The 26385-nt window shown below is 49.6% G+C and carries 32 protein-coding genes; 11 read left to right on the top strand and 21 right to left on the bottom strand.

Annotated elements, in window-relative coordinates:
- Positions 1–21: 21 nt before the first annotated feature.
- The 5 genes from EXIG_RS08400 to EXIG_RS08420 are packed head-to-tail and all read right to left on the bottom strand — an operon-like array spanning position 22 to position 4216.
- Positions 22–906, bottom strand: a complete 885-nt coding sequence (locus EXIG_RS08400) for a phosphotransferase family protein (RefSeq protein WP_012370507.1) — start codon at positions 904–906, stop codon at positions 22–24.
- A 55-nt stretch (positions 907–961) separates the two neighbouring features.
- Positions 962–1531: a guanylate kinase gene (locus EXIG_RS08405; RefSeq protein WP_012370508.1), complete on the bottom strand. Its 570-nt coding sequence runs from the start codon at positions 1529–1531 to the stop codon at positions 962–964.
- A complete protein-coding gene (locus EXIG_RS08410; protein WP_012370509.1) occupies positions 1521–1997 on the bottom strand; it encodes a hypothetical protein in 477 nt (158 codons plus the stop codon). The genes EXIG_RS08405 and EXIG_RS08410 overlap by 11 nt, the downstream gene beginning before the upstream one ends.
- Before the next feature lie 12 nt (positions 1998–2009).
- A complete protein-coding gene (locus EXIG_RS08415) occupies positions 2010–2741 on the bottom strand; it encodes a glycerophosphodiester phosphodiesterase (RefSeq protein ID WP_012370510.1) in 732 nt (243 codons plus the stop codon).
- Positions 2738–4216, bottom strand: a complete 1479-nt coding sequence (locus EXIG_RS08420) for a carboxypeptidase M32 (RefSeq protein ID WP_012370511.1) — start codon at positions 4214–4216, stop codon at positions 2738–2740. Before EXIG_RS08420 ends, EXIG_RS08415 begins: the two co-directional genes overlap by 4 nt.
- 144 nt (positions 4217–4360) lie before the next feature.
- Here EXIG_RS08420 and EXIG_RS08425 point away from each other — a divergent pair, with 144 nt between their 5' ends.
- The 4 genes from EXIG_RS08425 to tnpB all read left to right on the top strand — a co-directional run bounded on the left by EXIG_RS08425 (position 4361) and on the right by tnpB (position 7250).
- Positions 4361–4981 carry a hypothetical protein gene (locus EXIG_RS08425; RefSeq protein WP_012370512.1) on the top strand — a complete coding sequence of 207 codons (621 nt, stop codon included), beginning with the start codon at positions 4361–4363 and terminating at the stop codon, positions 4979–4981.
- A gap of 85 nt (positions 4982–5066) precedes the next feature.
- The gene (locus EXIG_RS08430) at positions 5067–5384 is read left to right on the top strand and encodes a YjcN family protein (RefSeq protein WP_012370513.1); all 318 of its coding nucleotides are present in this window, start codon (positions 5067–5069) and stop codon (positions 5382–5384) included.
- A gap of 370 nt (positions 5385–5754) precedes the next feature.
- Positions 5755–6153, top strand: coding sequence for an IS200/IS605 family transposase (gene tnpA / locus EXIG_RS08435; RefSeq protein ID WP_012370514.1), 399 nt, complete (start codon positions 5755–5757; stop codon positions 6151–6153).
- A 5-nt stretch (positions 6154–6158) separates the two neighbouring features.
- Positions 6159–7250 (top strand): IS200/IS605 family element RNA-guided endonuclease TnpB, encoded by a 1092-nt coding sequence (tnpB, locus tag EXIG_RS08440; RefSeq protein ID WP_012370515.1) that lies wholly within the window; start codon positions 6159–6161, stop codon positions 7248–7250.
- A 117-nt stretch (positions 7251–7367) separates the two neighbouring features.
- Here tnpB and EXIG_RS08445 read toward each other — a convergent pair whose 3' ends face one another.
- Positions 7368–7736: a PH domain-containing protein gene (locus EXIG_RS08445; RefSeq protein ID WP_012370516.1), complete on the bottom strand. Its 369-nt coding sequence runs from the start codon at positions 7734–7736 to the stop codon at positions 7368–7370.
- A 92-nt stretch (positions 7737–7828) separates the two neighbouring features.
- On the bottom strand, positions 7829–8530 hold the full coding sequence (locus EXIG_RS08450; RefSeq protein ID WP_012370517.1) for a hypothetical protein: 702 nt from the start codon (positions 8528–8530) through the stop codon (positions 7829–7831).
- A 217-nt stretch (positions 8531–8747) separates the two neighbouring features.
- Between EXIG_RS08450 and EXIG_RS08455 the strand changes: the two genes are divergently transcribed.
- Genes EXIG_RS08455 through EXIG_RS08465 form a run of 3 tightly spaced genes read left to right on the top strand, consistent with a single transcriptional unit; the run spans position 8748 to position 10587 of the window.
- Positions 8748–9101, top strand: a complete 354-nt coding sequence (locus EXIG_RS08455) for a YciI family protein (RefSeq protein ID WP_012370518.1) — start codon at positions 8748–8750, stop codon at positions 9099–9101.
- A complete protein-coding gene (locus EXIG_RS08460) occupies positions 9098–9880 on the top strand; it encodes a creatininase family protein (RefSeq protein ID WP_012370519.1) in 783 nt (260 codons plus the stop codon). Before EXIG_RS08455 ends, EXIG_RS08460 begins: the two co-directional genes overlap by 4 nt.
- Positions 9881–9882: 2 nt before the next feature.
- Positions 9883–10587, top strand: a complete 705-nt coding sequence (locus EXIG_RS08465) for a class I SAM-dependent methyltransferase (RefSeq protein WP_012370520.1) — start codon at positions 9883–9885, stop codon at positions 10585–10587.
- A gap of 64 nt (positions 10588–10651) precedes the next feature.
- On the opposite strand, the gene EXIG_RS08470 is transcribed toward EXIG_RS08465, so the two are convergent.
- Together EXIG_RS08470 and EXIG_RS08475 are read right to left on the bottom strand one after the other, a co-directional pair.
- Positions 10652–11314 carry an HAD family hydrolase gene (locus EXIG_RS08470; protein ID WP_012370521.1) on the bottom strand — a complete coding sequence of 221 codons (663 nt, stop codon included), beginning with the start codon at positions 11312–11314 and terminating at the stop codon, positions 10652–10654.
- 323 nt (positions 11315–11637) lie between these two features.
- Complete coding sequence (locus EXIG_RS08475; protein ID WP_012370522.1) at positions 11638–12180, bottom strand: DUF402 domain-containing protein; 543 nt, start codon at positions 12178–12180, stop codon at positions 11638–11640.
- A 147-nt stretch (positions 12181–12327) separates the two neighbouring features.
- Here EXIG_RS08475 and EXIG_RS08480 point away from each other — a divergent pair, with 147 nt between their 5' ends.
- Positions 12328–13077 carry an SDR family oxidoreductase gene (locus tag EXIG_RS08480; protein WP_012370523.1) on the top strand — a complete coding sequence of 250 codons (750 nt, stop codon included), beginning with the start codon at positions 12328–12330 and terminating at the stop codon, positions 13075–13077.
- Between the two features lie 44 nt (positions 13078–13121).
- A complete protein-coding gene (locus EXIG_RS08485) occupies positions 13122–13592 on the top strand; it encodes an NUDIX hydrolase (protein WP_012370524.1) in 471 nt (156 codons plus the stop codon).
- 75 nt (positions 13593–13667) lie between these two features.
- On the opposite strand, the gene EXIG_RS08490 is transcribed toward EXIG_RS08485, so the two are convergent.
- Genes EXIG_RS08490 through EXIG_RS08505 form a run of 4 tightly spaced genes read right to left on the bottom strand, consistent with a single transcriptional unit; the run spans position 13668 to position 15865 of the window.
- Complete coding sequence (locus EXIG_RS08490) at positions 13668–14078, bottom strand: cupin domain-containing protein (protein WP_012370525.1); 411 nt, start codon at positions 14076–14078, stop codon at positions 13668–13670.
- A complete protein-coding gene (locus tag EXIG_RS08495) occupies positions 14075–14545 on the bottom strand; it encodes a cyclophilin-like fold protein (protein ID WP_012370526.1) in 471 nt (156 codons plus the stop codon). The genes EXIG_RS08490 and EXIG_RS08495 overlap by 4 nt, the downstream gene beginning before the upstream one ends.
- A gap of 1 nt (position 14546) precedes the next feature.
- Positions 14547–15122, bottom strand: coding sequence for a sugar O-acetyltransferase (locus tag EXIG_RS08500; RefSeq protein WP_041261622.1), 576 nt, complete (start codon positions 15120–15122; stop codon positions 14547–14549).
- Positions 15123–15127: 5 nt separating this feature from the next.
- The gene (locus EXIG_RS08505; protein ID WP_012370528.1) at positions 15128–15865 is read right to left on the bottom strand and encodes an SDR family oxidoreductase; all 738 of its coding nucleotides are present in this window, start codon (positions 15863–15865) and stop codon (positions 15128–15130) included.
- 112 nt (positions 15866–15977) lie between these two features.
- Here EXIG_RS08505 and EXIG_RS08510 point away from each other — a divergent pair, with 112 nt between their 5' ends.
- The gene (locus EXIG_RS08510) at positions 15978–16859 is read left to right on the top strand and encodes a LysR family transcriptional regulator (RefSeq protein WP_012370529.1); all 882 of its coding nucleotides are present in this window, start codon (positions 15978–15980) and stop codon (positions 16857–16859) included.
- Positions 16860–16928: 69 nt separating this feature from the next.
- Here the strand turns inward: EXIG_RS08510 and EXIG_RS08515 are convergent, their stop codons facing one another.
- The 5 genes from EXIG_RS08515 to EXIG_RS08535 all read right to left on the bottom strand — a co-directional run bounded on the left by EXIG_RS08515 (position 16929) and on the right by EXIG_RS08535 (position 23592).
- Positions 16929–18980, bottom strand: a complete 2052-nt coding sequence (locus tag EXIG_RS08515) for a beta-galactosidase (RefSeq protein WP_012370530.1) — start codon at positions 18978–18980, stop codon at positions 16929–16931.
- A gap of 46 nt (positions 18981–19026) precedes the next feature.
- Positions 19027–19875 (bottom strand): galactooligosaccharide ABC transporter permease GanQ, encoded by an 849-nt coding sequence (ganQ, locus tag EXIG_RS08520; RefSeq protein WP_012370531.1) that lies wholly within the window; start codon positions 19873–19875, stop codon positions 19027–19029.
- A 5-nt stretch (positions 19876–19880) separates the two neighbouring features.
- Positions 19881–21137 carry a carbohydrate ABC transporter permease gene (locus tag EXIG_RS08525; protein ID WP_012370532.1) on the bottom strand — a complete coding sequence of 419 codons (1257 nt, stop codon included), beginning with the start codon at positions 21135–21137 and terminating at the stop codon, positions 19881–19883.
- Between the two features lie 57 nt (positions 21138–21194).
- Positions 21195–22469 carry a galactooligosaccharide ABC transporter substrate-binding protein GanS gene (ganS, locus tag EXIG_RS08530; protein ID WP_012370533.1) on the bottom strand — a complete coding sequence of 425 codons (1275 nt, stop codon included), beginning with the start codon at positions 22467–22469 and terminating at the stop codon, positions 21195–21197.
- Between the two features lie 130 nt (positions 22470–22599).
- Positions 22600–23592 carry a LacI family DNA-binding transcriptional regulator gene (locus EXIG_RS08535; protein ID WP_012370534.1) on the bottom strand — a complete coding sequence of 331 codons (993 nt, stop codon included), beginning with the start codon at positions 23590–23592 and terminating at the stop codon, positions 22600–22602.
- 193 nt (positions 23593–23785) lie between these two features.
- Here EXIG_RS08535 and EXIG_RS08540 point away from each other — a divergent pair, with 193 nt between their 5' ends.
- On the top strand, positions 23786–24661 hold the full coding sequence (locus EXIG_RS08540) for an aldose epimerase family protein (RefSeq protein WP_167315847.1): 876 nt from the start codon (positions 23786–23788) through the stop codon (positions 24659–24661).
- A gap of 81 nt (positions 24662–24742) precedes the next feature.
- Here EXIG_RS08540 and EXIG_RS08545 read toward each other — a convergent pair whose 3' ends face one another.
- The 3 genes from EXIG_RS08545 to EXIG_RS08555 all read right to left on the bottom strand — a co-directional run bounded on the left by EXIG_RS08545 (position 24743) and on the right by EXIG_RS08555 (position 26351).
- Positions 24743–25138 carry an RDD family protein gene (locus EXIG_RS08545; RefSeq protein WP_012370536.1) on the bottom strand — a complete coding sequence of 132 codons (396 nt, stop codon included), beginning with the start codon at positions 25136–25138 and terminating at the stop codon, positions 24743–24745.
- Positions 25139–25258: 120 nt separating this feature from the next.
- Positions 25259–25456 carry a hypothetical protein gene (locus EXIG_RS08550; RefSeq protein WP_012370537.1) on the bottom strand — a complete coding sequence of 66 codons (198 nt, stop codon included), beginning with the start codon at positions 25454–25456 and terminating at the stop codon, positions 25259–25261.
- Between the two features lie 319 nt (positions 25457–25775).
- A complete protein-coding gene (locus EXIG_RS08555) occupies positions 25776–26351 on the bottom strand; it encodes a hypothetical protein (protein ID WP_234944520.1) in 576 nt (191 codons plus the stop codon).
- Positions 26352–26385: the final 34 nt, after the last annotated feature.

The following is a 26385-nucleotide window of genomic DNA, read 5'->3' on the forward strand; positions in this document are numbered from 1 at the left end:
ACGAAAAGTCTACTCAGACGATCACGTCCGGTCAAACGTTGCATACCAAATCGGGACGGCACACTCAAACCGCCGGCGCATTTGGTCCGTTTCCTCCGGTGCATGCCGGCTTGTCCAGACGATCGATGAAATACAAGCCATCGCCAGATAGACGCTGTAGACACGCCAAAATAGCTCCGGAACATCCCTTGCAAAATAACCGTCGACTTGACCGACGGCAAACGGAATACTGTCGTCGACCTGAAACAGTCCCATTTTGACGAAGTCATGCCACGGGTCACCGACATCGTGATTCGAGAAATCAATCAGTCCGACGAGGTGTTCCCCGTCCGTAATCAGATTTCCGAGGTGAACATCATCGTGTTGCAGCCGGTTCGGCCGTCCCGCGATCAAATGGATGTTTCGTTCGATGAAGGACAGGATGATTGAATCGTCGGTCAACGGTCTTTCTGCTTGGTACAGCGCAACATACCGCTTGTGTTTTTCGAGGCAGCGGATCGCCCACTCCGTCGCCCGGGGCACCTCATGCTGATGGATCCATTGTAACAAGCGGCCCGTCTCCTGACCGAGTCTGTATGCTTTGTCCCGGCAGAGCGGTAAACATGCCTGGATCGTCTTACCGGTCAGAAAACGATAGCGGCTGTAACAGACAGCGGTTGCCGAAATCTGCTTCAAGTCGAGTGGTTCTGGGACCGGCAACCCGTCGTGTCGTAACTGCTGCAAAAGCTCAAACTCCCGCTTTTTCCGTGCCAATGATGCCAACGGAGCGGTATGAATGATGAATACTCCGCTTGCGTCACGCGCCGTGTATTTCGGTGAATCGGTATAGCGCGTCGCAAGACGGTTCCAGTCGGTCAAGGACCTGAGCTCCGGTTCCGCCTGCAAAAGCTGTAGCCAGACATCCATCCACGTTCCCCCTCTCCTTAACGATACTAAAAACAGCAGGGATGGTTCCCTGCTGTTACGATTCGGACGGTTGTCCGGGAATATAGGAGGAAATGATGCTCAACAAATCCGCATAGGCTTGTTCAAAGTCGATGTTTTCAATCATATAATCGTAATGATCGCGCTCTTTCCAGGCATCCGCATAGTCGACGAGCCGTGCCTCGAACTCCGGCGTATCCCCCCGCATCAGCAACCGTTCCTTCATCAAATCCGGCGGAACGGATACGAAAATCGTGATGACGTGATCGGCAAACAACGTTTTGAACGCTGTCGCCCCTTTCGGATCAATATCCTTGATGACAATTCCATCGGTCGCAAGAATTTCTTCATACGCCTGGCGCGGCGTCCCGTACCATGCCCGGTGGACGTGGGCATATTCGATGAATCCGTTCTCCTGGATCAGTTGCTGGAACGTTTTGACATCAACGAAATGATAACTTTCCCCGTCGTGTTCCGTCGGACGTTTCGGACGTGTCGTCACGGACGGAATAAAGCGGACTCGTTCATATTCCTGGCGTAATCGTTTAATCAAGGAAGATTTCCCGCTGCCCGATCCCCCAATCAACAGAATGATTTTACCTGACATCGTTCTCCTCCTTTTGTTGTTGCACTGCCATGAAGTAGCTCGAAAAGCGAAGTGCAAATTGTTCAAGCTCACTGTCTTCGACCACACCGTAAATCGGGCGGATGACAACAAGATACCGGTCATACGTTAAAATCCGGGATACCTCATTTCGAGTCATCTGAACATTTTTTTCGGGATAACTCGCGACGTAATACCAATCAACGGCAATACGTGTCGATGTCGGACTGGAGTAAATCCAGGTCTGGTTCGATCGGTTATGCTCGATCGTGCTCGATCGGCTGAACCTTTGTACCATCTTCAATTCGGTTTTTGCGTCGCGGAGTCCTGCCTGAAAATCATTTGGTCGTGTCACCGATTCCTCCACCTGTTTCGGTTTTGGTTCCGGCAGACTGGCGAAACCAATCTGCAGACCGATGACGAGTGCGACCAATGACGCTAAAATGATGAACAGATGCTCCTTCCGCATGACGCTACCTCCTTATGGGATGGATAGACTTTTCTGAAATGCTTGTGGATCGTTGACGATGACGGCGTCGATTCCGAGCTCGATCATCCGTCTGACATCCGCAGCCGTTTTCGGCGTATAGACCCGGACCTCGATCCCGGCCTGATGAGCAAGGACGACATCTTCCCTTGTCACCCGGCGGTAATCCGGATGGATTGCCTTGGCTCCGAGCAGAATCGCTTGTTGCTCCGGATGATACAACGGATACGGATACAGAATCGCGGTTTCGATCGACGGATCAAGTTCACGGACCGTCGCGATCGAATAGTGATTAAACGAGCTGAGAATCAGTCGTTCACCGGCAATGCCGTGTGCCCGGCACCGTTCAAGCGTGTAAGCTTCGATGCCGGGATACCGGATCGTATCCGTCTTCAGCTCGATATTGAGTAAAAGATCGGTCGGCGCAAGTAATTCGAGGACTTCGTCTAGCGTCGGAATCGTCGTTTGCATCGGTCCGCCGTTCCCTTTGAACCGCGCTCCGGCATTCAGACGCTTCAGTTCAGCGAGTGTCAAATCGACGACCCGTCCCGTTCCGTCCGTCGTCCGGTTCACCGTCTCGTCATGAATGATGACCCCGACACCGTCGCGCGAAAAATGAACATCGAATTCAATGCCGTCGACATACGGGATCGCCGCTTCAATCGCTTCGAGCGTATTTTCCGGAAACCGATCACTTGCTCCGCGATGGGCGAACCACTTCATCATAATGCTTCGACGACCCGTGTATATTTCGCAGTCAGGTAATCGATTAACGGTTGGACGGAAATCGATTGTCCGGTCGCCGCTTGAATCAATTCCGCCGGTGTCTTCGCTTTTCCGTGCTGATGGATGTTGACGTTCAGCCATTCTTTGATCGGTGCCAGTGTCCCGTCGGCAATCAGTTGATCAACATGCGCGACGTCACGGCGCAACGCTTCGTTCAGCTGAGCACTGTAGACGAGTCCGAGCGCATAACTTGGGAAATAACCGAACGATCCGCCGGACCAGTGGACATCCTGCAGGACACCTTTTGCGTTCGTCGGAACATCGACTCCGAGGTATTCCTTATAAAGACGGTTCCATTCCGCAGGCAAGTCTTTGACTTCGAGTTCGCCCGTAATCAGGCGTTTTTCGAGCTCGTAACGGATGATGATATGCAGTGCATACGTCAATTCGTCCGCTTCGATCCGGATCAGCGACGGTTTGACTTCGTTGACAGCAGCATAAAACGTCTCAAACGGAACATCCGTCAAAGAAGGAATCGCTCGTTGTAGACCGGCATAGCGGGCCGACAGGAAGCCTTGGTTGCGGCCGATGAAGTTCTCAAAGAACAACGATTGCGATTCATGAATGCCCATCGAAGCTCCTTCACCGAGTCCGAGCGTATCGAGCTCCGGAGCGATGCCTTGCTCATACGTCGCGTGTCCGGCTTCATGCATCGTTCCGAAAACGGAATTGCGGTAATCATTTTCATCGTACTTCGTCGTGACACGGGCATCTTTCCGGTTGATCGTCGTCTGGAACGGATGAACGGTCTCATCGAGTCGCCCGGCCGTAAAGTCATAACCGATGTCCTGTAACCATTCGTGATTCAATCGAATCTGTGTTTCGCGGTCGGCTGACCAGTCGAGTGTCGGGAATGTTTTTCCGTCGAGCTGTTTTAACAATGTGATGATCGCTTGACGGAGTTCCGCAAACAACGGATCAAGTTCCGCGACCGTCATGCCCGGCTCGTAATCATGGAGTAACGCATCGTACGGATGGTTGTCATACCCCCAGTACTCAACGAACTTCCGTTCCATCGCGACGATTTTTTCCAAGTATGGTGCAAACAAGTCCCAATCATCCGCATCCTTCGCCTTTTCCCAAACACTTTCCGCTTCTGAAATCAAGGTGATGAACGTCTGGTATTCCGCTTCCGGAATCTTCGAGTCGCGGTCGTATGCTTGTTTCGCTTTCGCGTATGAGACCGCTTCAACGCCTGTCAACGTCTCTTGGCCCATCGCTTCAAGCAAGGTCTGATACGCTGTCCCCGTCCGGCGGCGAAAACTTTCCGTCGACAGGAATCCGATCGATTTCGAACGGTTGTCGGCCGATTGTTCCGGCATGTATGTCCGCATGTCCCAGTAAAGTAACGCGACGGCTTCGTCGTATGCCCGAAGCGCCTCAAAATGGTCACGCCATTGTTGTAAAGTAGTCATTAAAATGCCCCCTTGAGCTAAGTAGTTGCCTTACGATTTCAGCATATCACAAAATGTTCAAAACTTTCACACAGGAGTCGTTTTATGAAACCATCCCCGCTTAAACGTCGTATAATATAAAAGAAGAGAAAGGAAGTGGCATGTGTGAAGACAGACTCCGAACTGGCTTGTGCCATCCATCTGGCCGAGACGCCGGAGGGATTTACGGTGATGTCCTATCCGGACCAACTGGAATGGATCGGGACAGGTCGTAGTGCTTTTGTGTTTCGAGTCACCGGAACCGACCGGGTCATTAAAAAGTTTTTCCCGTCGCACCGACATCTTGCAGCAATCGAAGGATCGATTTACGATCAATTGGATTCGTTTGCGACGTACGCCAAACAGTATGAATATGGTCCAGACTACCTCGTCATCGAATACATCGAAGGACAGACGTTGTTCGAATGTTTGATCAGCGGCACGCTCATTACGGACGATGTCATCCAAACCGTCGATCAGGCTTTAGCAGAAGCCCGCTCGGTCGGCTTGAACCCATCCGACATTCACTTACGAAACATCTTGTTGACGCCGACCGGCACGCGAATCATTGATGTCGCACGGTTCCGGCAGACGGATCCGTGTACGCAGTGGGATGACTTAAAACGGGCCTATCAGTATTTTTATGCGAAACCTTACTTCCCGAAACGTTTTTCCGAATCCTTCCTGAACACGATCGCGGACGTCTACAAGGGACGTTTGTTTGAGTCGATGCGAAAGACAGGGTAAACCAAAACGACCGACAATCCGGTGACTGTCGGTCGTTGTTTTACATACAACTTCAATATTTTAACTGAAATGGAGTGATTTTCAAATGAAGCGTTGGCAAAAAATCGGGCTGTGGATTGGTGGATCCGTACTCACCTTGTTAATCGTCTTACCCCTGCTGTCTCCGGTCGTATTTTCGAATGAGACCGAGCGCGGTGCCATCCGGCATTATCTGTATGAAGCGGGTCATCCGTACCAAAGTTACACCGCCATCCTCGATAAACGAATGCTTGATCCGGAATACGGCCGGATGTATGATGTCGTGTGGTACGACTATGACAGTGAAACCGGCATGACGCCGACGATCTGTTACAGTAAAAAAACAGCACAACAGTATAGCGTCAGTTGCGGAACGGGTCCTTGAAGGATCCGTTTTTTTTGAACATGTTTCTTTTTTTACCTGTTATGACAGCTGACGGTTTGGAAGGAGTAGAATTGTTCGTTCCTGTATGAAATCATTTTATACATAGATTACGGGAATTGAAATAAAATTAACGGACTCGTTTGGCTCGACAGAGGCTTGCAAGTAACGTCAAGACAACCAGCACCGCCGTTTTTGGAATTCCTCGTTTCATCGTCCAGTCCCCCTTTTTAACTAAATTTAGCGAGAATTCTCCCACCTCTAAGCGTACCGGGGCGAAGTCGAGCGTAGGTGGGAGATGAATCGCCCCTCTTGGCAAGACTGCAATCGTTTGATACAATCAGTGTGACTAACCAAAAGGACTGATATATCAATGAAAATGGACACAAATAAACATTCAGTCTTCCTTCTGAATTATCACCTTGTCCTAGTAGTGAAATACAGACGCAAAGTGATCGATGACGCCATCTCGGAGTTCGCGAGACAGACGTTCGAACGAATCGGCGCGTCGTATCACATCACGCTGAACGAGTGGAATCATGACGGCGATCATATCCATGTGCTCTTCAAAGCACACCCGAACACGGAGATGTCAAAGTTTCTGAACGCTTACAAGAGCGCAAGCAGTCGACTGATCAAACGAGACTTTCCACATGTCAAGAAACAACTATGGAAAGAAATGTTTTGGTCTCGAAGTTACTGTCTAGTGACGACCGGAGGTGCGACAAGCGACGTCATCAGACACTATATCGAAAAACAAGGAAAGGAGTGATTGCTTTGCTGAAGGCGTACAAGTTTCGACTCTATCCGACGAAACCACAACAAGAATATTTCGTGAAGACGTTCGGTTGTGTCCGTTTCGTCTACAATAAGATGCTCGAAGAGCGGATCCAATTGTATGAAGATTCGAAGCTCAATCCTGACGCGAAGCAGAAGCTCCCAACCCCGGCGAAGTACAAGCCCGAATTCCCTTTCCTCAAAGAAGTCGACAGTCTTTCTCTTGCGAACGCTCAGATGGACTTAAACCAGGCGTATCAAAACTTTTTTCGAGATCAGTCTGTCGGGTTTCCGAAATTCAAATCGAAGCACAACGACCGAGCCTCTTACACAACAAACAATCTGAAGGGAAGCATCCGCATCGAAGATCGTAAGGTGAAACTTCCTAAAATCGGTTTTGTGAAGTTGAAACAACATCGTCCGTTTGATGGTGTGATCAAGTCCGCGACGGTCTCGATGACGAAGACGCGGAAATTCTTCATCTCCATCCTTGTCGATCAAGCCGAAGCGCAATGGGTTCCAGCCCAAAATAAAGTAGGAATCGACCTTGGTTTGGAGCACTTCGCCATCCTGACAAACGATGAGTGGGTTTCTGAGAAAGTTGCCAATCCTCGTTTTCTTCGAAAGTCCGAAGAGAAGATAAAGAAGGCGCAACGCGCCTTGTCCCGCAAGAAGATCGGGAGTAAGAACCGAGAGAAGGCGAGGATCATCCTCGCCAAGAAGCATGAAAAGATTGCACATCAACGTCAAGATTTTCTTCATAAGCTGTCGAAACGGATGGTTGACGATAACCAAGTCATCGTCGTCGAGACACTTAAATCGAAGAACATGATGAAGAACCATAAGATCGCCAAATCGATTGGAGATGTCAGTTGGTATGGGTTCGTCCGACAGTTAGAATACAAATGCGCATTCTACGGACGAACACTTATCAAGGCGGATCAATGGTACGCCTCGACCCAAATCTGTTCTTCTTGTGGAGTAAAAGGCGAGAAGAAAACAATCGATGTACGCGAGTGGATGTGTACTTGCGGTGCGCATCATGATCGAGATATCAATGCAAGTATCAACTTGTTGCTGTTAGCAGACTGAAAACCCTTCAGGGTGGGAACCACCCGATGAGCTTGGCAAATAATCGTAGCTCTTAAAAGTACGGTCTTCCCAAGAAGCTCCCCCTTCAATTTGCGAAGCAAATAAGTGGTGAGTAGTTCACAGAATCGCGTTCGCAATCAGCAAGTCAATTTTACGGACATCGACCTTTTTGTTGAGATTGATTTTGATCGTTCCGGCCCGTGTAAACAGTTGGACTTCCGAATTGATGTCAAACATCCCACCGGCGTTTTCCGTTGAATACATGTTGATCGACTTATAAGGAATCGAATAGACTTCGACCTTCTTGCCCGTCAATCCTTGCGCGTCGCGAATGATCAACCGGTGTGTCGTAAAAATCGCGACGTCCCGGATCGTCTTATAGGCGGACAACGCGTCTTCCCCTTGAATCAATAATCCTGTTACGTCTTGCGGGATGTCACACTCGGAGACAAAGGTCCATGCGAGTTGGCTCAGTGGATTGCTCATCAAACATCGCCTGCTTTCTGCTTTTGATTGGGTTACCTGTCTAGGATAGCTGATTTTCTTGTCTGTACCAAGTCAGGCGGAACGGTCCGGCTTCACTCGCGAAAATGGAGACGAAACAAAATCATGCCGGCGAGTAGGACCGACCGTGTCTCAAGATCCGGGACATCAAACGTCAGCAGGTGCCGTTTCCGGTGACTTGTCGCAATCGTTTTCTTGTCGCGTCTTACTTCAATCCGTCGGGATAACCGGGGCGACCGGATCTGATACGTCTCGCCACGATATGTCATATTTAGTACTTCAGTAAGTTCGACGGCGTGCCGGACCGTATTTTCGGTTTGGATGTCCCCGACGGTTTCGCCACCTTCCTCAATCATCCATTCGGTCTGATTGCTCCACAGTCGTTGACCCGCTTTTTCCTCGAACCGGAGTTCGCGCTGCGACAGATCAAAATCGAGATTCAGAAAAAAATTCTCCACTTTCGGAAAAGCGACGAACCAGCGGTGCCAGGCCTGTTCAAACGTCCGGCGGTAGGAACCGACAATCGTCTCCGACCGGTAGATCTGTTTGATGCCCGTCGATTGACGGTCACTGAGCAGCGACGTGTAACCGGTTCCGCCTCCGTTAAACGCGGTATCCCGTTTTTGCTGCCACCGCTCAATCCAAAAGAGCAACAGGGCCGCCGGGAGAAAAGCAACGAGACTCCCCCTCTCCGTGATGCGGAAAATGTCAAAATACAGTCCCCGCGCCGTCAGGGCAACGACACCGAGTACAAACATGCCGATACAATAGACCATTTCCCCGCTCCTTTCCTGATAAGAATTGATTTCATTCTTCTGACTTTATGCTAAACGAAGGGGTTAGACAGAGCAATTTTTTTCCTTTCTTCTTCCATCAAAAGAATTTTAACACCCATTTTTTAGTTAAAAAACAGGATTTACAACCCATTTGTCGAATAAGAAACAGTAGAAGTTTTTTTACCTATATGTTCAATTATCGCAAGGAGGTTGGTCCATGTTATTCCTATTGCTCGTTAAAGCGTCAAATCGCTCTGAAGCCGGTCTGTTTCCGGATCCACTCCTTCAGGAAGCGATGACCGCCTTTAACCGGGACCTGGTCGAAGCCGGCGTCCGGGTCATGGCAAAAGGACTGCACCCGACGCGGGAAGCCGTTCGCTTTTCGTTTCACCAACCAAATGAAGAACCGGACGTCACATCCGGACCGTTTGAACCGTCGTCGGACCAATTGGCAGGATTTATTTTGATCGATGTGGCGTCAAGAGAGGAAGCGATTATCTGGGCCAGACGTATGCCGGATCCGCAAGGTCACGGTGAAGGACAAATCGAGTTACGCCAAGTATTTGAATGAAAGGAAATGAATTAATGCTCAGTTATAAAAACAGTACGAAGGTTATTAAGGACAGTCAGACTGTCACCGCAATTCTCTCGGTCGGAGCGACGGAACAGTTCGGACCGTATCTGCCGATGCATCTTGATACATTGATTGCCGAGCACCAGGCCACTGTCTTCGGTGAACGGTTAAACGCCTATGTCTTACCGACGCTTCCGTTTAACACCTCCGAAGAACATGCCAATCAAATCGGGACCGTCACCGTCAGCCCGACGGTGTTATCGATGATGCTCGAAGAAATCATCGTCAATCTGCACCGGCAAGGGTTTACTCAATTCATCCTCTGCAACGGACACGGCGGTGCGTACTGGGAGTCGGCTTTCGTCAAACAGATTAACTTTAAGTATCCGGAGCTCGTCGTCATCACGACGCACCGCTACCGGGCATTCGAGGCAGCGTTACACGCCGCGGGACTCGACGGCTTAAACGAACGGCACGGTGGTCTGTTGTCCGTCGCGACCGCGATGTGGCTTTGTCGGGAGCTCGTTGACCTGCAACCGATGGGCGGCGACGTTCCGCTGTCCCATTATCCGGTTGCTGATTATGTCTTTTGGGATCAACTGACGACGGACGGTTGCTGGGGAAGCTTTGAACCCGGTGTCTATTCGCCGGACGAACTGGCAACGATCGGTGAGACGTTTTGGACGACCTTTACCGAAAAACGGGCGGAACACTTGAAAGAAACACTAACGACGGCAGTCCGCCTGCGAAACCTGCCGGGAAGAAACGAGGACTGATGATGAACGAAACGATTCGGACGCACGACGATCTGTTACAGATGCTTGACGCTTTACTCCGGGAACCGACCGCTTTTTGGGACGGATTTTATGCCGACCGGACAAAACGGATTCCTTTTTTCGTCGACAAACCGGATGAGAATCTGGTCCGCTATGTCGAACAACTGGAGATTCCGGTGAACCGGGTGCTCGAACTAGGAAGCGGTCCCGGACGAAATGCCTTGTATCTCGCGGAACACGGTAGTCAGGTCGACGCAATCGATCTTGCCCAGACTTCGATCGACTGGGCCAATGAACGGGCACGGGAGCGGCAACTCGACATTTCGTTCCGCCAAGGAAACTTGTTTGAATTGCTGTTCGAACAGGGCGCCTATGATTTTGTTTATGATTCCGGTTGTTTCCACCATATCGCCCCGCACCGCCGACCCGACTATATCCGCGTCGTTTCCGATGCCCTGCGGCCGGGCGGCTGTTTTGCCTTGACCTGCTTTGTCGAAGGCGGACAGTACGGCGGATCCGACATGACGGACTGGGATGTGTACCGGCAACGAAGTCTAAACGGCGATCTCGGCTTCACGGAAGAGAAACTGCGGTCGATTTTCGAACCGTTCGAGGTTCTTGATATCCGTTTGATGCAGGAAGCGGCTCCGACCGATTCCGTCTTCGGACTGTCCGGACTGTGGACGGCCCTGTTCCGAAAAAAATGACCAGATAAACAAAACCGGTGTCCCCTTCAGCATTTGGAGGAGGTACCGGTTTTGATCTGTTTTGTCACTTCGTTACAGCTTTTAAATCGATTTGAAAGAGCTCCCGTAAATCGTCAATGATCACATCTGCCTGTTCTAGTTCTGCTTCGTTCGAAAAATCGAACCGGCAACCGACGGCGGGTAATCGGTTGACCTTGGCTGCCTGGAAATCGGAAATCCGGTCTCCGACGACGACCATGTCCGTTAACTGATGCTCGGACAGGATGTAGGCGACAAGATCACTTTTTTGCGACGAAGCGACGTCTTCAATGCTGTAGACGCCATCGAGCCAGCGATTCAGCCCATACTGCCGGACGATGGCCGTTAAATAAACTTTCCAGCCATTGCTTGCGATATAGAGCGGATGCCCTGTTTCTTTTAAGGCCTGAAGTGTCGCTTCCGCTCCGGAATACAAGGCACCTTGCCCTTGTTCGATGTGACGGATCAATGCGTCTTGGAATATCCGGTCAACGAGTGCCCGTTCCTCGTCCGAATGCCCCGGCAGTAAGGTTTGCCAAACTTCCGGTAACGACACTCCCATGATCGTCTGATACTCAGCCAGCGGTGTTTTCCCGGTCCAGCGACCATTCATGCGTAAGAAGTCGAATGCATCTTCTAACGCATGACCAAGAATCCGGTTCGTTTGAAATAACGTGCCGTCCATATCAAAGATATACGCCTGTTTCATATTGATGTCCTCCTTGACGATTAAGAGACGACTTCTCATCAGTTGTCTCCATTTGGTAACAGATTTCTTCAGACACCTTACTCATTTTGCTGATTTTCGGGTAAAGATAACTAACGGAATTTATCGGGTTGCAGTAGAAAAAAGGAGATGAACCATCATGATGGTGCTCATCGTGGTCGCCTTAGCCGTCATCAGTATCGTTCTGTTTGTCCTCTATAATAACCATAACAAAATCGTTTAGACGTAACTCGCGAGACTGCGATTACTTCAAATCCCCCATCCTGTTGACGATCTATCTAATCAACGGGATGGGGTTCTTTTAGTCACGCTTCATTCAGTAAATCATGGTGCACACGGGCTAGGGCTAGCGGTTGGAACAACAGCTCTTTCGTCCTGATTTGATGTTGCAACATCTCGACTTCCATCCATGCTGCCGCGTACTGATCCTGATTGACCAATCCTGTTTCCCGCGCCGTCTCCAACTCATCCGCATCCAAAATCAGGCACTCGCCGGACGGCAACAAAACCAGATCCAAAAATAAATCGTCCCAGAAAATCCCGGTCGTATCCCGCCCATGTCGAAGACAAATATCGATGTACGATTGAATAAGCTGTCCGTGTGCATTGAACATCGTCGTGACGACGTGCTTCTGCCCTGCCGGAAACTGTTGGAGCCAGGAATAACCGTCGCCAACAATCTGAATCTCCTGCTCTGAATAACGAACCAATAACGGATGCGTCACTTCGATAAGATCAAGCCGGGTCACGTATCCCGTAAACGATGTCGTCTCAAGATACCGTTCCCGGTAATGCCGTTTTACGATCCGCTTCCACGATGATCGGGCGGCATATTTACGTTGTGTCATGTTCGACCACCTCATATTCCATCATATCACTTGAAAATTAAGACCTCTTGTCTTTTTTGTAAAAAAATCCCTCTTTTCTCTAGACGTTGTTCCTTCGGGAGCGGTAAGATGAACAAGCATATACTTAGTTGAACTGGAGGCGCTGTTATGTCACATACTCCCCGGATCGCCCTCGTCACCGGTGCAAGCCACCCGCGTGATATCGGCACAGCCATTTGCCGGAAGCTCGCAGCCGAAGGGATGACGATTTGTTTTACATATTGGAAGGCGGATCTCGAATGGATCAAGACGTTCCAAGCAGAACTGGCGGTAAACGGTTTTCAAAGCGAGGCGCTCGAAATTGACCTGTCGGCGCCGGATGCTGCAGAACGTGTGCTTGCGTATACGTGCTCGACTCTCGGCACCCCGTCTGTCCTGATCAACAATGCGGCGCATTCGACACAAACGGATCTCACCACGCTTGACGTCTCGTCGCTCGATGCCCATTACGCCGTCAATGTCCGAAGTACCGTCCTGTTGTCGACGTTGTTCGCGCGGACGTTTGCTGCGGCCGGTTTGTCGGACGGGCGAATCGTCAATTTGACATCCGGTCAGGATCTCGGACCCATGCCGGATGAAATCGCTTACGCGACAACAAAAGGAGCCGTTTCGGCTTTTACGACTTCGTTCGCGTCAGCTGTCGCACCATTCGGCATTACCGTCAATGCCCTCAATCCCGGACCAACCGATTCGACCTGGATGACGGATGACATCCGGACCCACCTGATACCGCAGTTTCCGTTCGGACGGATCGGGACACCGGAGGACGCTGCCCGGACGATTGCGTTTCTCGTCAGTGAAGACGCGGCATGGATCACTGGTCAAGTCATCCATGCCGAAGGCGGATTCGCACGGTAAACGTCCATATTGTCAAAACGATGAAAAAGAAAGGATTGATTTAAATGGGATACATCTCAGAATTACGGCAACTCATCGGCAGTCGTCCGATCATCAGTGTCGGCGCTACCGTCCTTGTGACGAATGACCAGCAGGAAGTTTTGTTCCAACACCGGTCCGATACGCTCGACTGGGGACTGCCTGGCGGATCGATGGAACTCGGCGAAACGCTCGAAGAAGTCGCCATCCGTGAACTGCAGGAAGAGACTGGATTACATACAAACCAACTGGAACTGATCGGTGTCTTCTCTGGTCCTCGCTTTTACTACCAGTACCCGAACGGCGATGAAGTGCACGGTGTCATTCATCTCTATCATGCCCAAAACGTCACGGGGACGCTGGCGATGCTTGACGGGGAAAGTCTTGACCTGGCCTACTTTAGTCAAGCGACGATACCGGAAAGTATTGAAAGCCGGGCCAACGAACTGATGCAGCAACTGGGTGATTCCTTTTGGACACTCGGAAGTTCATTTTAATTTTTTCACTTCAAACGACAACGAGATCTACGCTCTGGTCCAGATGACGGACTGAAGGTAGATCTCGTTTTTAATTCATGCCTTCAGCAAGTCATATTCCCGTTCCGAAACCGGCTCCAGCCAGTCCGGAGTCCCTGCCGTGATGGTGAGGTGCGAAAACCAGCTGTCTGACGTCGCCCCGTGCCAATGTTTGACGCCGTCATGGGTGACGACCGTATCGCCGCTTCGCAACAGACGGGCCGGCTTCCCCATCTCTTGATACCACCCTTCTCCGTCTGTCACGAGTAAGATTTGGTATCCTCCTCGATGAATGTGCCAATGGTTGCGACAGCCCGGTTCGAATGTCACCTGACCGACCGAAATTTCGAGCGTTGAATCATCGACTAACGGTTTCAGGTAACTTTGTCCCGTGAAATACGCCGCAAAGGCTTCATTTTTTTCTCCCCGCTCAAAAGGATGTTCTACAGGTATCTTCGATTTTGTCATAATTGTCCTCCCTCTCCTTCATACCACTGCACGGAAACGGAATCGTTTCCGAACGATGCCCGGATATCCTGAAAATAATGGATTTTTCCAATCCGCGTATACGGAACAACCGGTTCAACCGCTTGATAAAAGATCACCAGACAGTTATTTTGATACAGCAGCACGTCTCCGGCTTCAATCGACTGGATTGCTTGGGGCTGCGTTGGAAACGACTTGTCGAAATAATAGTATTTCTCATTCTGATGTAAATCATCCATCTGAATCGTAAACGGCATTTCTGCAAGTATTGCTTTTGTCGTCGCGTTATCTTCCAGTTGAACGGAAGCAACCTGACCGTTGATCGTGATGTTCATGATAGCACTCTCTTTAATTTCTTGTGTGACTTCGGTCGAAACCGGAACCGCCGGACTGCAACCTGCCAGTCCAAGCGAAAGGAGAACGATGACAGCCCCGACTCGACGCTTCATATCAGTCCTCCGATTCATTGATATAACGGATGATCCGCGCCGGGGTTCCGGCGACAATCGCCAAGTCCGGCACATCTTTCGTCACGGTCGCGTCCGCCGCAACGATTGCATTCTCGCCGATCGTGACACCTGGCAGGATCGTTGCCCCCGCTCCAATCCAGGCATTTCCTTTCAGATGAATCGGTTTGACGGACAGTCCCCGTCGCTCGGACGGACTGACGGGATGATTGACGGTCAACAGCTTCGCAAACGGACCGATCAGCACGTGATCATCGATTTGAATTGAACCGAGATCCGTCAACATGACTCCACGATTGATGAAGATGTCTGTCCCGAGTGAGATATGTCGCCCGAAGTCTGTATAAAACGGGGGTAAGACGACCACACTCTCATCAACGGGCTGACCAATCAGTTCACCCAGCGTCTCGCGAAACTCCATTGGTGACAACAACTGCTGATTCAACCGGTGGAGCAGCCGCTCTCCGTCCCGCTGTACGGCATGAATCTGCTCGAGCAGGGGATCGTCCGCCTCAATCAGTCGATTTTGAATCTGTTGAAGAAGTGATGATGATTCCATCAGTATCACACTTGTTGTTGTGTCGGCCGGATGATTAAGTTACTGATTGAGACCCGGTCCGGTGTATCAATGGCATATAGGACGGCTTGCGCGACATCTTCGCTTGTCAATCCCCACTCTTGTTGCGCTTGCCGGAGCGACTCGCCTGTTGCCTGATCCCGGATCGTCGTATAGAGTTCCGTTTGGACGGCACCCGGTGAAATAATCGTCGATTTGACATTATTTTCGCGTTGCTCCTGACGTAATCCTTCCATAATTGCCCGGACGGCAAACTTCGTCCCGCAATAGACGGCTGATTCCGGATAAACAATATGTCCCGCGACCGAATCTGTCGCAATGATATACCCGGCCTGTTGCTGTTCCATAATCGGCAGTGTCGCGGCAATTCCGTTCAAGACGCCCATCACGTTGATGTCGAGCATGTTTTTCCAGTCCTCCCGGTGTCCAGCCGCAAGTGGAGCAGTCGGCATGATACCGGCGTTGTTGAAGAGAACATCAATCCGGCCGTAGACTGCTTTTGCTTCCTGTACGACAGCTTCAACTTGATCAAACTCAGTGACGTCCGCCTGTTTGATTTGAATATCCGCCTCGGGATACGCTTTCCGAATGGCTTCTAACCGCTCGAGCCGCCGGGCGGCGAGCATTAATTTGGCTCCGCGTGCTGCGAGCAGACGTGCAGTCGCTTCGCCGATCCCGCTTGACGCGCCCATGATGACAATGACTTTATCTAGTGGTGTGTTCATTTGTATTCCTCCTCTTAGTTGTTGCTTGTCTACAAGGTTACGAGTATTCACACTCCATGTCTAATGCTAATATAAAATCATATACCATAACCAAAAAGCATAGGAGGACCCCATGGAAATTCAACAATTAAGATACTTTTTAGCAGTTGTCGAGGAAAAAAATATCACCCGGGCGGCACGGATTCTTCGGATTTCACAGCCCGCTCTGTCCCGCCAGTTGCAACGGTTGGAAGACGAAACCGGTCCGTTGTTCGACCGGACACCGGGAGGCATCGTCCTGACAGAAAGCGGATATTATCTGGCGGAACGGGCGCGTGAACTTGTGACGCTGGCAGATAAAATCGTCACGAACCTCGCGGCACAGGAAACATTACGTGGTGAACTTTACATCGGTGGCGGCGAGACGGAAAGCCTGTTACCGGTCATCCGGTCGTTCAAACAGATGCAGTTGCGGCATCCGGACGTCACGATTCGGATTCACAGCGGGAACGGTCAAGATATCCTCGATAAGCTCGATAAAGGGATTCTTGATTTCGGACTGGTCATTGAGCCGTTTGATGTCAACGCTTATCATCACCTGAAACTTGATCAAACGGATCAATGGGGCATTTTGACACGGCGCGATCATCCGCTCGGTCAACAGGCGACGGTAATGGCAGACGACTTGCGGGACCTTCCGTTAATCGTTTCGGAACAACTCCAAGGAAACCGGACGTTTGCCGAACGGACCGGTTTGGACTGGGACACGGTCCACATCGTCGGAACCTACAACCTGCTGTTTAATGCTTCGCTCCTCGTCAAGGAAGGAATCGGTCATGCCGTGTGTCTCGATCGCATCATCAATACAAGTGGAAGTGAACTCATTTTCGTTCCGCTTGCGCCGGCGCTCACTGCCAACACCTACTTGATTTGGAAAAAACAAGCAATCCTGTCGCGTCCGGCTAAAACATTGCTCGAATGGATGAGCCGTCCGCAAGAGGACACAACCTTTTAACGGACACATCCAAAAAACGGCTTTTCGGACAGAACATATCTCTGTCTAAAAAGCCGTTTTGTATTGCATTCATGTTTTCTTCCGTTCAACGATCTTGACTTCATACGGTTTAAGCATCAGCTGACCGCTGATTTCCGTTTGTGTTGCAGACTCAAGCAACGGCTCGAACAGTTCAACCGTTTGCTCGACTTCGGAAAAATTCAGGATGAACCCGTAGTCCGCCTCCTGTCCACGTCGCACTTGAATCGATACTTCTGCCGTATGCGTCGTGTCGAAAGATGCCTTGATGTTTAACCGATCCGTTAACATCGCATACATGTCACGTTGAAACGTTGCCTCGAGTCGTCCGCCGATATACCAGGCTTCGCCTTGTCCCAGCTGATGTTTCGTCACGGCCGGCGCCTGTCGATAAAAGTCGTCCGTATAGCGGCCGACGATTTCCGCGTGCTCAACCTCGATAACCGTCGCATAATCCTGCAGTTCATACTGTTTCCCGTTAAACATCACGTGATTTCGATCGCTTGGGTACAGTGTATCTGTTTCCGCCGGTCTCAGACCAAAGATTGTCTGCAGTTCTTCCGGCCATCCGGCATACGCCAAATCATATTCATCGACCAGACCCGTCATGTACGTCGCAACTACCGTACCGCCCTGTTCGACGAATTGTTGCAACTGCCGCAGCGTCGTCCGACTGACCAAATACAGCATCGGCACAATTAACAGTTTGTAAGCATCAAATGGCTGTTCTTTCGTGATGACATCGACCGGAATATCCTGTTCGTAAAAGAAACGATAATGTTCCTGCAGCGTTTGCGGATACTGTTTCGTGTCGTTTGCGAACCCTTGCGCATCATTTAATGCCCAGTTATTTTCCCAGTCGTAAAGAATCCCGACCTCTGCGGGACGCGTCGTACCGACGACGGCGTCGAGTTGCTCCAGCGTTTGTCCGACGTGGGCGACTTCTTGAAAGACCCGATTTTCTTCCGACCGGTCATGGTCGACGACCGCCCCGTGAAACTTTTCTGACGAGCCGCGGGATTTCCGCCACTGGAAGTACAGCACGCTGTCGGAACCGTGGGCAATCATTTGCAACGAGGACAACAGGTGCATGCCCGGACGTTTCGCTTTGTTGACGGGATGCCAGTTGACAGCACTCGGCGTCGATTCCATCAAGAGGAACGGTTGTTGCTTTAAACTCCGGAACAAGTCATTGATGAACCCGACCTTCATCGCTAAATTGGCCGTCGTTTCCCAGTCATTGTGCCAGGTCGGATAGGCATCCCAACTGACGACATCGACGTGTTTCGCGAATCGACTGTAGTCAAGGGCCTGGAATGGAATCAGGTCTTCCGTATCTGCCATGAAATTGGTCGTGATCGGAAGATTGGGTGTCAACTCGCGCAGGGGAACACTTTCCTGCTCAAAAAACGAAATCGTCTGATCGGTCACAAACCGTTTCCAGTCGAGATTCAGACCATGGACCATGCTTTCGCCGATCGGTGATGGCGACTCGATTTGCGACCAGTCGTCAAACGTATGACTCCAAAAGGCACTCCACCAGGAAGCATTCAGTGCATCGAGCGTCTCATACTTCACTTTCAGCCAGTCGCGAAAGGCTGCCTGACAAAGCGGACAATGGCACTCGCCACCGTATTCGTTCGAAACATGCCACATCAGCAGTGCCGGATGATTCCCGTACCGTTCGGCCAATAAGCGGTTGATCCGTTGTGTTTTTTCACGGTAGACCGGAGACGTCAGACAGTGATTATGACGCCCGCCGTGCAACTGTCTGATACGGTGCTCGTCGACACGTAACACTTGCGGATACGTTTGCGACAGCCAGGCCGGACGTGCCCCGCTTGGTGTCGCCAAAATTACCTGTCCGCCGTTTGCGTGAATATCGTCAATAATCCGGTCAAGCCAGTCGAACGTGAACTGATTTTCGGTCGGTTCGAGCGCACTCCAGGCAAAGATGCCGATGGAATACGTATTCGTATGCGCAAGACGCATTAACCGTAAATCTTCCTGTAAGACGTCCGGTACGTCGAGCCATTGATCCGGATTATAGTCCCCGCCGTGCAACAGATGTCTCGCTTTTGTCGTATAAATCGTTTGCCTCATTTTTTAAGCCTCTCCCTTAATCCTCTATTTCGTTTCTCTATCTCTCTTACCCTTTTGTTCCCCCTGCCGTTAGCCCGGACACAAAATGTTTTTGCAGCAGGACAAACAGAACGGCAACCGGGATGCTGATTAAAATCGCCCCGGCAGCAAACGTCGTATAACTTGCACCCATCGCTTCGTTGACGAGATTAAACAGACCGATCGGTAACGTATACGCTTCCTGCGTCCGTAAAATCGTCGAAGCGAGCACGAAGTCCCCGAGCGGGCCCGTAAATCCGTTCATCGCGACCACGGCAAGCATCGGCCGACAGAGCGGTAAAATAATTTGGATGAAAATCCGTGTATGACCGGCGCCGTCGAGTTTGGCACTTTCATCGAGATCGACCGGAATCGAATCCATGTATCCTTTCATCAAATAGGTGTTCATCGGAATCTGACCGCCGATATACAACAGAATCAGCAGCCAGTGACTGTTCATCATGCCAAGCATCTGGGCCAGGACGAACAGGGCAATCAAGGCGGAAAACTGCGGAATCATCTGTAACAGCAAAAACAGCGTTAAGGCCTGCTGACGTCCTTTAAAACGGAAGCGCGAAAAGGCATAGGCCGTAAAGGAAACGCTGACGATCGTCCCGAGCATCGTAAAGAGACTGATTTTTAACGAATTCATATACCAGTGACTGTATTGCAGACTTTCTTTTCCGGCAAACAATTCCCGGTAATGATCCAGTGTCGGATTTTTCGGGATGATTGATGTGCTGACTAAACTGTTGCCCGGATTAAAACTCGCACCGATCGTCCACAGGAGCGGATAGATGATACAGGTCGCAACGAACAGCAGAATCAAATAGGTCAGCGTCAGGCGAACCGTCCGCGTTTTGTTCCGTGTCACCATCTTGATCACGCTCCTTCCTTAAATGCATTTGTTCGTCTGAACTGCCATAAGGCAATGCCGATGACAAAAATCGACAGTAAGATCGTCAACGCGGCCGCTAACGCATATTGACCGGACTGCATCGTCAATTTATAAATCCAGGAGACGAGGATGTCCGTTCCGCCGGCATTCGAACCCGGCACGGACGGTCCGCCGCCGTTAAAGAGATAAATGATATTAAAGTTATTGAAGTTAAAGGTGAACTGGGTGATGATGATCGGCGACATCGCAATCAGCACCATCGGCATCGTGATGTGCCGGAACTTTGCAAACATCGAGGCACCGTCAATCGTTGCCGCTTCATATAAATCTTCCGGAATCGATTGCAACACACCCGTCGTCACTAAAAAGACATACGGGAATCCAAGCCATCCCTGCATGAAGACGAGCGCGACCCGTGTCCACTTCTCATCTGTTAACCATGGGACCGGATCAAGACCGAACAGAGACAGCAGATCCATGTTGACGGCCCCAAAACTGTCATTAAAGAGACCGGCAAAAACAAGAATCGTCACAAATCCCGGAACCGCCCACGGCAGGACAAAAATCGTCCGAATGACCCGTTTGAACCGGACCTCTTTTTGGTTAACGAGGACTGCCATCAGGATACCGAGCGACACTTGTAACGTCGAGGCGACCAAGGTCCAGACTACAGTCCAAGACAAGACATCAAAGAACGTCGATCGCCAAATATCAACTGTGAAAATTTGAGCAAAAGTAGAAAATCCGACCCAATCCGCCAGTTTCGCAGGCGGAGAATGATATAAATCATAATTTGTGAATGCCAAGGCGAAACTGAATAAGATCGGAAAAATTACGGCAAAAATCAACAGAAACAAGGACGGACCACTGACCAGATAGGGATATCCCTGATTGATCAAATTCCGATAATCCGATAACAGCGAATCCGGCCGCATCCCTTGATCCCGCTTTTGTCCATTGCGGTAGGAATCGCGTAAATTAAACACATAGACTCCTGTCCCAAACAACAAGACGATGATGGCAATGATGCCTTGCGCCAACAGAAAAATCGAGTTGTCGCGCGGGACTTCCGTTCCTAGCGTCACGATTCCCCATAATCCCATATTGAGCAAGTCGGCGAACGTAATCCAAAAAGCAATGCTGACTATAAGCAGGAGTCCGCCTTTCATCCATTGCCGGTGATACAATTGGCCAAGTCCTGGAATGATCGATAACATCAATCCAATTTTCCGGTGCTGCACGTCCTTCACCTCTTTACTAGAATCTCTGACTGTCTGGTCGTATCATATGAAGCGTTCTTACTTCGCTCCGTGTTTCGCTTCGATTTGCCCGTCGATCGTTTTGACGGCCTGCTTCATCGCGGCTGCCGGTTCAGCTTTTCCGGTCGCAATCGTTTGAAGGGCGGCATCGACCGGCTTCCAGACTTCATTCATTTCAGGGATGTTCGGTGTCAATTCGGAAAATTTCGATTGTTCGGCGACTGCCTGTGCGGCTGGACTTTTTGTGACGGCAGGATCTTCTGCCAACGCACTGACGGCCGGGACTTCTTTTGTGATTTCAAAACGCTTTTTCGAGTTTTCTGCATTCGTCAGGTAAAGCGCTAGCTTGTTCGCCATTTCCGACTGTTTGGAGTAAGTGCTGACATTATAACTTTTGACACCGATGAAGGAACTCATGTTTTTTCCGTTTTCCAATTCCGGCAGTTTCGTAATTCCGAAATCAATGCCCGCTTTCGTAAAGGGCTCGACATTCCAGGGACCGGAGATGATGGCGGCTGCCTTCCCTTCCGTAAACAAGGATTCCAAAACATTGATGCCCTGCTCCCCGATGATACCTGCCGGGAATAATTTTTCCTTATAGAACTTTTGAATATAGGACGCACCTTTGATGGCTCCGGTATTCGCAAGACCGACTTCTTTTGTCTGGTATTTTCCTTGATTATCTTGTTTGAAAATATAACCGCCATATCCACTTAAGACACTTTGGGCATAATAGATTTGATCAAATAAAGCGAGGAACCCGAACGATTGCCCAGTTGTCGTTTTTTTCGATAAGGCGTACCATTCTTCCAGTGTTTTCGGTAGCTTGTCTTCTGAGACCAGTTTTTTGTTGTAGTATAAAACCGTCGTTTCCACCGCTTTCGGGACACCGTAGAGTTTTCCGTTCACTTTTTGCGAATCAAGGGCAACATCGGTATAAATCGACTGGACCTCTTCCGGGACATTCATCTCTTTGATGATTCCTTCCGTTACCGCTGTGCCAATCTGATCCCCCGGCATCGTCAACAAATCAGGACCTGTACCAGCCGGACCATCTAATCGTAAATCCTCGATTTGCTTAGCGTACGGTTTTTCGATGACCTGTACGTCGACATCGTTGTCCTGTTCGAATTTTGAAACGATGTCTTTGATTCCTTCGCCTTTTTCAATGTCTTCCCAGACGATCAGCTTCGCTTCTTTATTTGATGATTGTTCCTTGTTTCCCTGCGCTTCTTCCCCGGGACCACACGCCGCGAGCGAGGCTGTCAATGCCAGACTACTCAGGACTGTCATATATGTAATGGTTTTTTTCATCTTCTTTTTCCTCCTGTGGATCATATTATGAAAAGATTAGAACACTTTTTGTAAGCGCTTTAATAATCAAAATATAGCACCACAAGAAAACTTTGTAAATAAATTTAGTAAAAAATTTTACTAAATTTATTTACAAAGTGCTTTTCCGAGTAATCAATTCTGCACCGATATAGACCGTTTTGACGATATTTCGTTTCTTTAACACACGTTCTAGTAAAAGTTGAATCGCATTTTGACAAATCTCCTCGAGGTCAATATGAAACGTCGTCAGAGGCGGCGACACATATTTCGAAATACTTGTATCATTGACACTGATCAGACTAACCCGTTTCGGAATCTCGATCTGTTGCTCGTTCAAGACTTGCAAACAACCGACTGCAATCGGATCCGCCGCTACATAAAACGCTGTCGGCAACTCTTCCCCGAGTTGTTCGACAGCCTGATTCATTAAGTAATGCCCATTGTCGACCGAAAATCCCCGCCGGCAAAAGATGAAGTCTTCCCGTAACAAGTCACGTTCCTCCATCGTTTGCCGAAACGCCCGCTCCCGTCCATCCATCTCTTCCGCATCCGTATCAAGATTATGGTACGTGCCGCCGATAAACCCAATCTTTTCATGACCTTGCTCCACTAGCACTTCAACTGCCTGACGGGTGATTTGTGCAAGATCCGGACGAACCGAATCGTAATGTGCGGGATCAGGTGTCGAGTCGATGAATACGCCATGTGGTGTCAATTCTCTCAAATACTCCAACTCACGGTTCATGAATGAACCGACAGCAATGAATCCATCAATATCCAGCGGGATTTTTTCAATCCCGCCTTCGAGTTTGTAGGTCGTCAATTCGATGTTATTTTCCCGTGCTTTTTTTTCGATTTCCACCCGCATCGTTTGAAAATAGACGTCTTCGAGCTCTTCGTTATCGGTCAGCCAATATAAAAACGCGATGTTCTTCACGAGTGTTTTTAATGTTTTTTTCCGGTATCCGATTTCTTCCGCCACTTCAAAAATCCGGGATCTTGTCTCGTCACCCACTGATAACGTCGGGTCGTTATTCAATACGCGGGATACCGTCGAAATCGAACAACCCACTTCTTTTGCAATATCTTTGATCGTCGCCATCATACATCCGCCTCTTTTTTGAATTATTTTAAGTAAAACAATTTAGTAAATTTTAATTTTTTAAATTTTAACATATGGTAAAATGAGAGGAAATAATTTTACTCATTGAATGGTTAATAGTTGTATTTGTATTATACCGTTAAAAAGCGTTTTATTTCATACGAAAAGAGGAGGAAAGAAATTGCAGGTCCGGATGAATCTACAACAAGACCGGTCGACACGATATTGTGTGAAAAATGATCGGGGAATGGAAGTCGAGATTTCAAGCAAAGGAGGAAGCATTGAACGTTTGATCGTGCCTGACCGGAATGGGCATCCGGAAGATATTATGTTTGACTGTTCTTTGGTAACGGTTCCTACGATTCCTCGCGGTTTATCCGGCCGGTTGTATGATACGTCATCCGGTTCCGTTCACGAAATCGATCTGTCATTACATCAGCTTTCATTCACAGCTGAACCGTTTTCGACAACACAAGAATCCGGACTTCGTCTGTCGGCGGAAATCGCTGTCAATGGACAGGTGATCGCAATCGACATGCTTTATGTGCTGACTAACAACAATCAATTGATTCTCCGTTATGCAGCGACGACCAACCAGCCTCTTCGCCTCTCTTTGGCGCTTCCGATTTTCTTTAACCTAAGCGGTAATTTAAAAGCTAGTATTACACAACATGATTTAAAGTTTGCCAGTTCTTGTTTCATCCACCCCGTACCGGCGTTGTCGATGAATCCCTGCTTGCAACAGACGAAAGGGACCCCCTTTGATTTTCGGTTAGGGCGTCGTCTGCACCATTTCTTTTTAGACAAGATGATTTCAAGGCCTCCTGCCGATACCTATTTTTTACTTCATGAACAACCGGTCATCTCTGTTCATGAAGCCGTAAGCGGGCGCTGGATGACAATCGAAACTTCCCAATCCGGCTTTGTGTTGTCTGCAGCAGCGCATCATACCGACACGTCCTTCTCCGGTATTTGTTTTGATTCAACGGATTTCCTGCTGTCATCTCTCATCCGCGGTTCAATTCCCTACTTTCACGAGACGACTTATTCGTTTAGCACGACGTATTGATTTCACAGCAAGAGGAGGACAGCAGACTGTGCGTCTGTCATCCTCCTCCGTTTGATTTGTTTTACGGGTCCACCCGCAAACCTAGTTGATTTTCCGGATGACCCGGGTTCCGGCAAATTCATCCTCCGGCAGAATCGATCCGTCTCGCAGATATACTTTCCGGTTTTTCCATGTCTTGATCGGGGCAATCGTTTCCCGGTATACAATCCGCTTCGCAATCTGTTTTACGGCAAGCGGTTGTCCGTTCTCACTGACGACTTGAATCCGAAACAGGCGTTGTCCGACGGTTTGCCCGCTCCCCGTCGACAATTGGACCGTCTCGATGAAACAGTTAACGGCCGGTTCCGTAATCAGTGCATGTACTGTTTTGTTTTTAACGCGCTTTAACAAAGTTTTTTCCAGGACACCGGACACAATTCCCTGGACAAGGACATCGACGACGCCCGCTCCGATTCGGCGTTTTAATAAGCCATCCATCTTCCCTTCCTCCTTTTTTCACTTCAACTTCAACTGGCAGATCTGTTTCTATGTCCTTCGTGCCGAAATCAAAAAAACCTTCTTTGAAACGGATGACACCGATCAAAAAAGGTTCGTGCGTCAAGTATACAACAGGACGATAATGCCCAAACCGAACAGACAGCCCGTATACAGAACAGCTGCTATTCGTTTACTGGATCCCGGAATATCCCGACGGACGAACAGCCGTCCGTACTTCATGGTTAAAACAAGGCCGATGACAAGTGCTGCAAGCGCGAGGCTCGGCATGTCAAGCAAAGTCAAATACAGATTCAGCATATCTCTCCATCCTTTCCGGTTAACGTTTTTATATGTAGGTTCCCTGTCAGCCCAGCCACGCGGTACTCCCAGAGGCAACAAACAAGCCCTCTCTTATCCCGTTTAATCGTGGATTTAATCACTCTTTGCTCGTTGATGGTTTAGCTTTCATGCTCTGAGCGTTCACCTTTGTTCGTTGTTCCTTGAGCTGTGAACATTGAACTTTCACTTCCGGTTCTCAGTGGAACCGATGTGAGGTGCCGAAGCACGGATTGTTTTGTTATCGCACAAAACAGGCGTGTTTGGTCGCAGGAATATCAGACTAACAGGGGTATGATTCTTACGCAAAAATTTTCGTTACGGTATTGCTTTCCGACAATGTAAAGTCCACTTCCGTTTCAAAGGTATCGATCGTCTCATCCAGTTCAGCGATGACCTGGCGCAAGTTCGACGGATCAATCAACTTCGGCTCCAGGCGCTCGATGAACAGTCGACGTGATTTTTCCATCTCGTCCGCATTCCCTTTTTCCCGGGAACCGTACGTTGCCTCGATGTGGCTGTCTGCCCGCCGTACGATATCTTGCCGCTCTGTCTCGATGGTCTGTTCGACTTGCAGGAGTTGCTCCCGTAATGTCTGCAACAGTTGCCGTTCATAGACAAGCCCGGCATCCCGCCGGTCAATCGCCTCCGCAACGGTCATCTCACGGCCGTTAATCCGGACGACCGTTACAGCATTCGATGCCGTGATGGCAGACTTAATCCGGTTCCGCCTTTCCATCAAATCCCGAATCGACTGCAGGTTGGCTTTCGCTTCTTCCGCAAACGTCGCGACTGAAGGATATCCCGCCGGCGCCTGACTGCCGTTCTGCACACCGATAAACGCTTTCGCCTGTGCTTTTTGAATCCGTTTATCCAAATTTTTTAACTCCACTAATCCGCGATGAATTGAC

The sequence above is a fragment of the Exiguobacterium artemiae 255-15 genome (assembly GCF_000019905.1).
Lineage (GTDB): Bacteria > Bacillota > Bacilli > Exiguobacteriales > Exiguobacteriaceae > Exiguobacterium_A > Exiguobacterium_A artemiae.

Excerpts from the sequence above, each read along its gene's own strand:
- EXIG_RS08400 (WP_012370507.1), bottom strand. The coding sequence starts at position 906 with ATGGATGTCTGGCTACAGCTTTTGCAGGCGGAACCGGAGCTCAGGTCC.
- EXIG_RS08405 (WP_012370508.1), bottom strand. The coding sequence starts at position 1,531 with ATGTCAGGTAAAATCATTCTGTTGATTGGGGGATCGGGCAGCGGGAAA.
- EXIG_RS08410 (WP_012370509.1), bottom strand. The coding sequence starts at position 1,997 with ATGCGGAAGGAGCATCTGTTCATCATTTTAGCGTCATTGGTCGCACTC.
- EXIG_RS08415 (WP_012370510.1), bottom strand. The coding sequence starts at position 2,741 with ATGATGAAGTGGTTCGCCCATCGCGGAGCAAGTGATCGGTTTCCGGAA.
- EXIG_RS08420 (WP_012370511.1), bottom strand. The coding sequence starts at position 4,216 with ATGACTACTTTACAACAATGGCGTGACCATTTTGAGGCGCTTCGGGCA.
- EXIG_RS08430 (WP_012370513.1), top strand. The coding sequence starts at position 5,067 with ATGAAGCGTTGGCAAAAAATCGGGCTGTGGATTGGTGGATCCGTACTC.
- tnpA (WP_012370514.1), top strand. The coding sequence starts at position 5,755 with ATGAAAATGGACACAAATAAACATTCAGTCTTCCTTCTGAATTATCAC.
- EXIG_RS08445 (WP_012370516.1), bottom strand. The coding sequence starts at position 7,736 with ATGAGCAATCCACTGAGCCAACTCGCATGGACCTTTGTCTCCGAGTGT.
- EXIG_RS08450 (WP_012370517.1), bottom strand. The coding sequence starts at position 8,530 with ATGGTCTATTGTATCGGCATGTTTGTACTCGGTGTCGTTGCCCTGACG.
- EXIG_RS08455 (WP_012370518.1), top strand. The coding sequence starts at position 8,748 with ATGTTATTCCTATTGCTCGTTAAAGCGTCAAATCGCTCTGAAGCCGGT.
- EXIG_RS08460 (WP_012370519.1), top strand. The coding sequence starts at position 9,098 with ATGAAAGGAAATGAATTAATGCTCAGTTATAAAAACAGTACGAAGGTT.
- EXIG_RS08465 (WP_012370520.1), top strand. The coding sequence starts at position 9,883 with ATGAACGAAACGATTCGGACGCACGACGATCTGTTACAGATGCTTGAC.
- EXIG_RS08470 (WP_012370521.1), bottom strand. The coding sequence starts at position 11,314 with ATGAAACAGGCGTATATCTTTGATATGGACGGCACGTTATTTCAAACG.
- EXIG_RS08475 (WP_012370522.1), bottom strand. The coding sequence starts at position 12,180 with ATGACACAACGTAAATATGCCGCCCGATCATCGTGGAAGCGGATCGTA.
- EXIG_RS08480 (WP_012370523.1), top strand. The coding sequence starts at position 12,328 with ATGTCACATACTCCCCGGATCGCCCTCGTCACCGGTGCAAGCCACCCG.
- EXIG_RS08485 (WP_012370524.1), top strand. The coding sequence starts at position 13,122 with ATGGGATACATCTCAGAATTACGGCAACTCATCGGCAGTCGTCCGATC.
- EXIG_RS08490 (WP_012370525.1), bottom strand. The coding sequence starts at position 14,078 with ATGACAAAATCGAAGATACCTGTAGAACATCCTTTTGAGCGGGGAGAA.
- EXIG_RS08495 (WP_012370526.1), bottom strand. The coding sequence starts at position 14,545 with ATGAAGCGTCGAGTCGGGGCTGTCATCGTTCTCCTTTCGCTTGGACTG.
- EXIG_RS08500 (WP_041261622.1), bottom strand. The coding sequence starts at position 15,122 with ATGGAATCATCATCACTTCTTCAACAGATTCAAAATCGACTGATTGAG.
- EXIG_RS08505 (WP_012370528.1), bottom strand. The coding sequence starts at position 15,865 with ATGAACACACCACTAGATAAAGTCATTGTCATCATGGGCGCGTCAAGC.
- EXIG_RS08510 (WP_012370529.1), top strand. The coding sequence starts at position 15,978 with ATGGAAATTCAACAATTAAGATACTTTTTAGCAGTTGTCGAGGAAAAA.
- EXIG_RS08515 (WP_012370530.1), bottom strand. The coding sequence starts at position 18,980 with ATGAGGCAAACGATTTATACGACAAAAGCGAGACATCTGTTGCACGGC.
- ganQ (WP_012370531.1), bottom strand. The coding sequence starts at position 19,875 with ATGGTGACACGGAACAAAACGCGGACGGTTCGCCTGACGCTGACCTAT.
- ganS (WP_012370533.1), bottom strand. The coding sequence starts at position 22,469 with ATGAAAAAAACCATTACATATATGACAGTCCTGAGTAGTCTGGCATTG.
- EXIG_RS08535 (WP_012370534.1), bottom strand. The coding sequence starts at position 23,592 with ATGGCGACGATCAAAGATATTGCAAAAGAAGTGGGTTGTTCGATTTCG.
- EXIG_RS08540 (WP_167315847.1), top strand. The coding sequence starts at position 23,786 with ATGAATCTACAACAAGACCGGTCGACACGATATTGTGTGAAAAATGAT.
- EXIG_RS08545 (WP_012370536.1), bottom strand. The coding sequence starts at position 25,138 with ATGGATGGCTTATTAAAACGCCGAATCGGAGCGGGCGTCGTCGATGTC.
- EXIG_RS08550 (WP_012370537.1), bottom strand. The coding sequence starts at position 25,456 with ATGCTGAATCTGTATTTGACTTTGCTTGACATGCCGAGCCTCGCGCTT.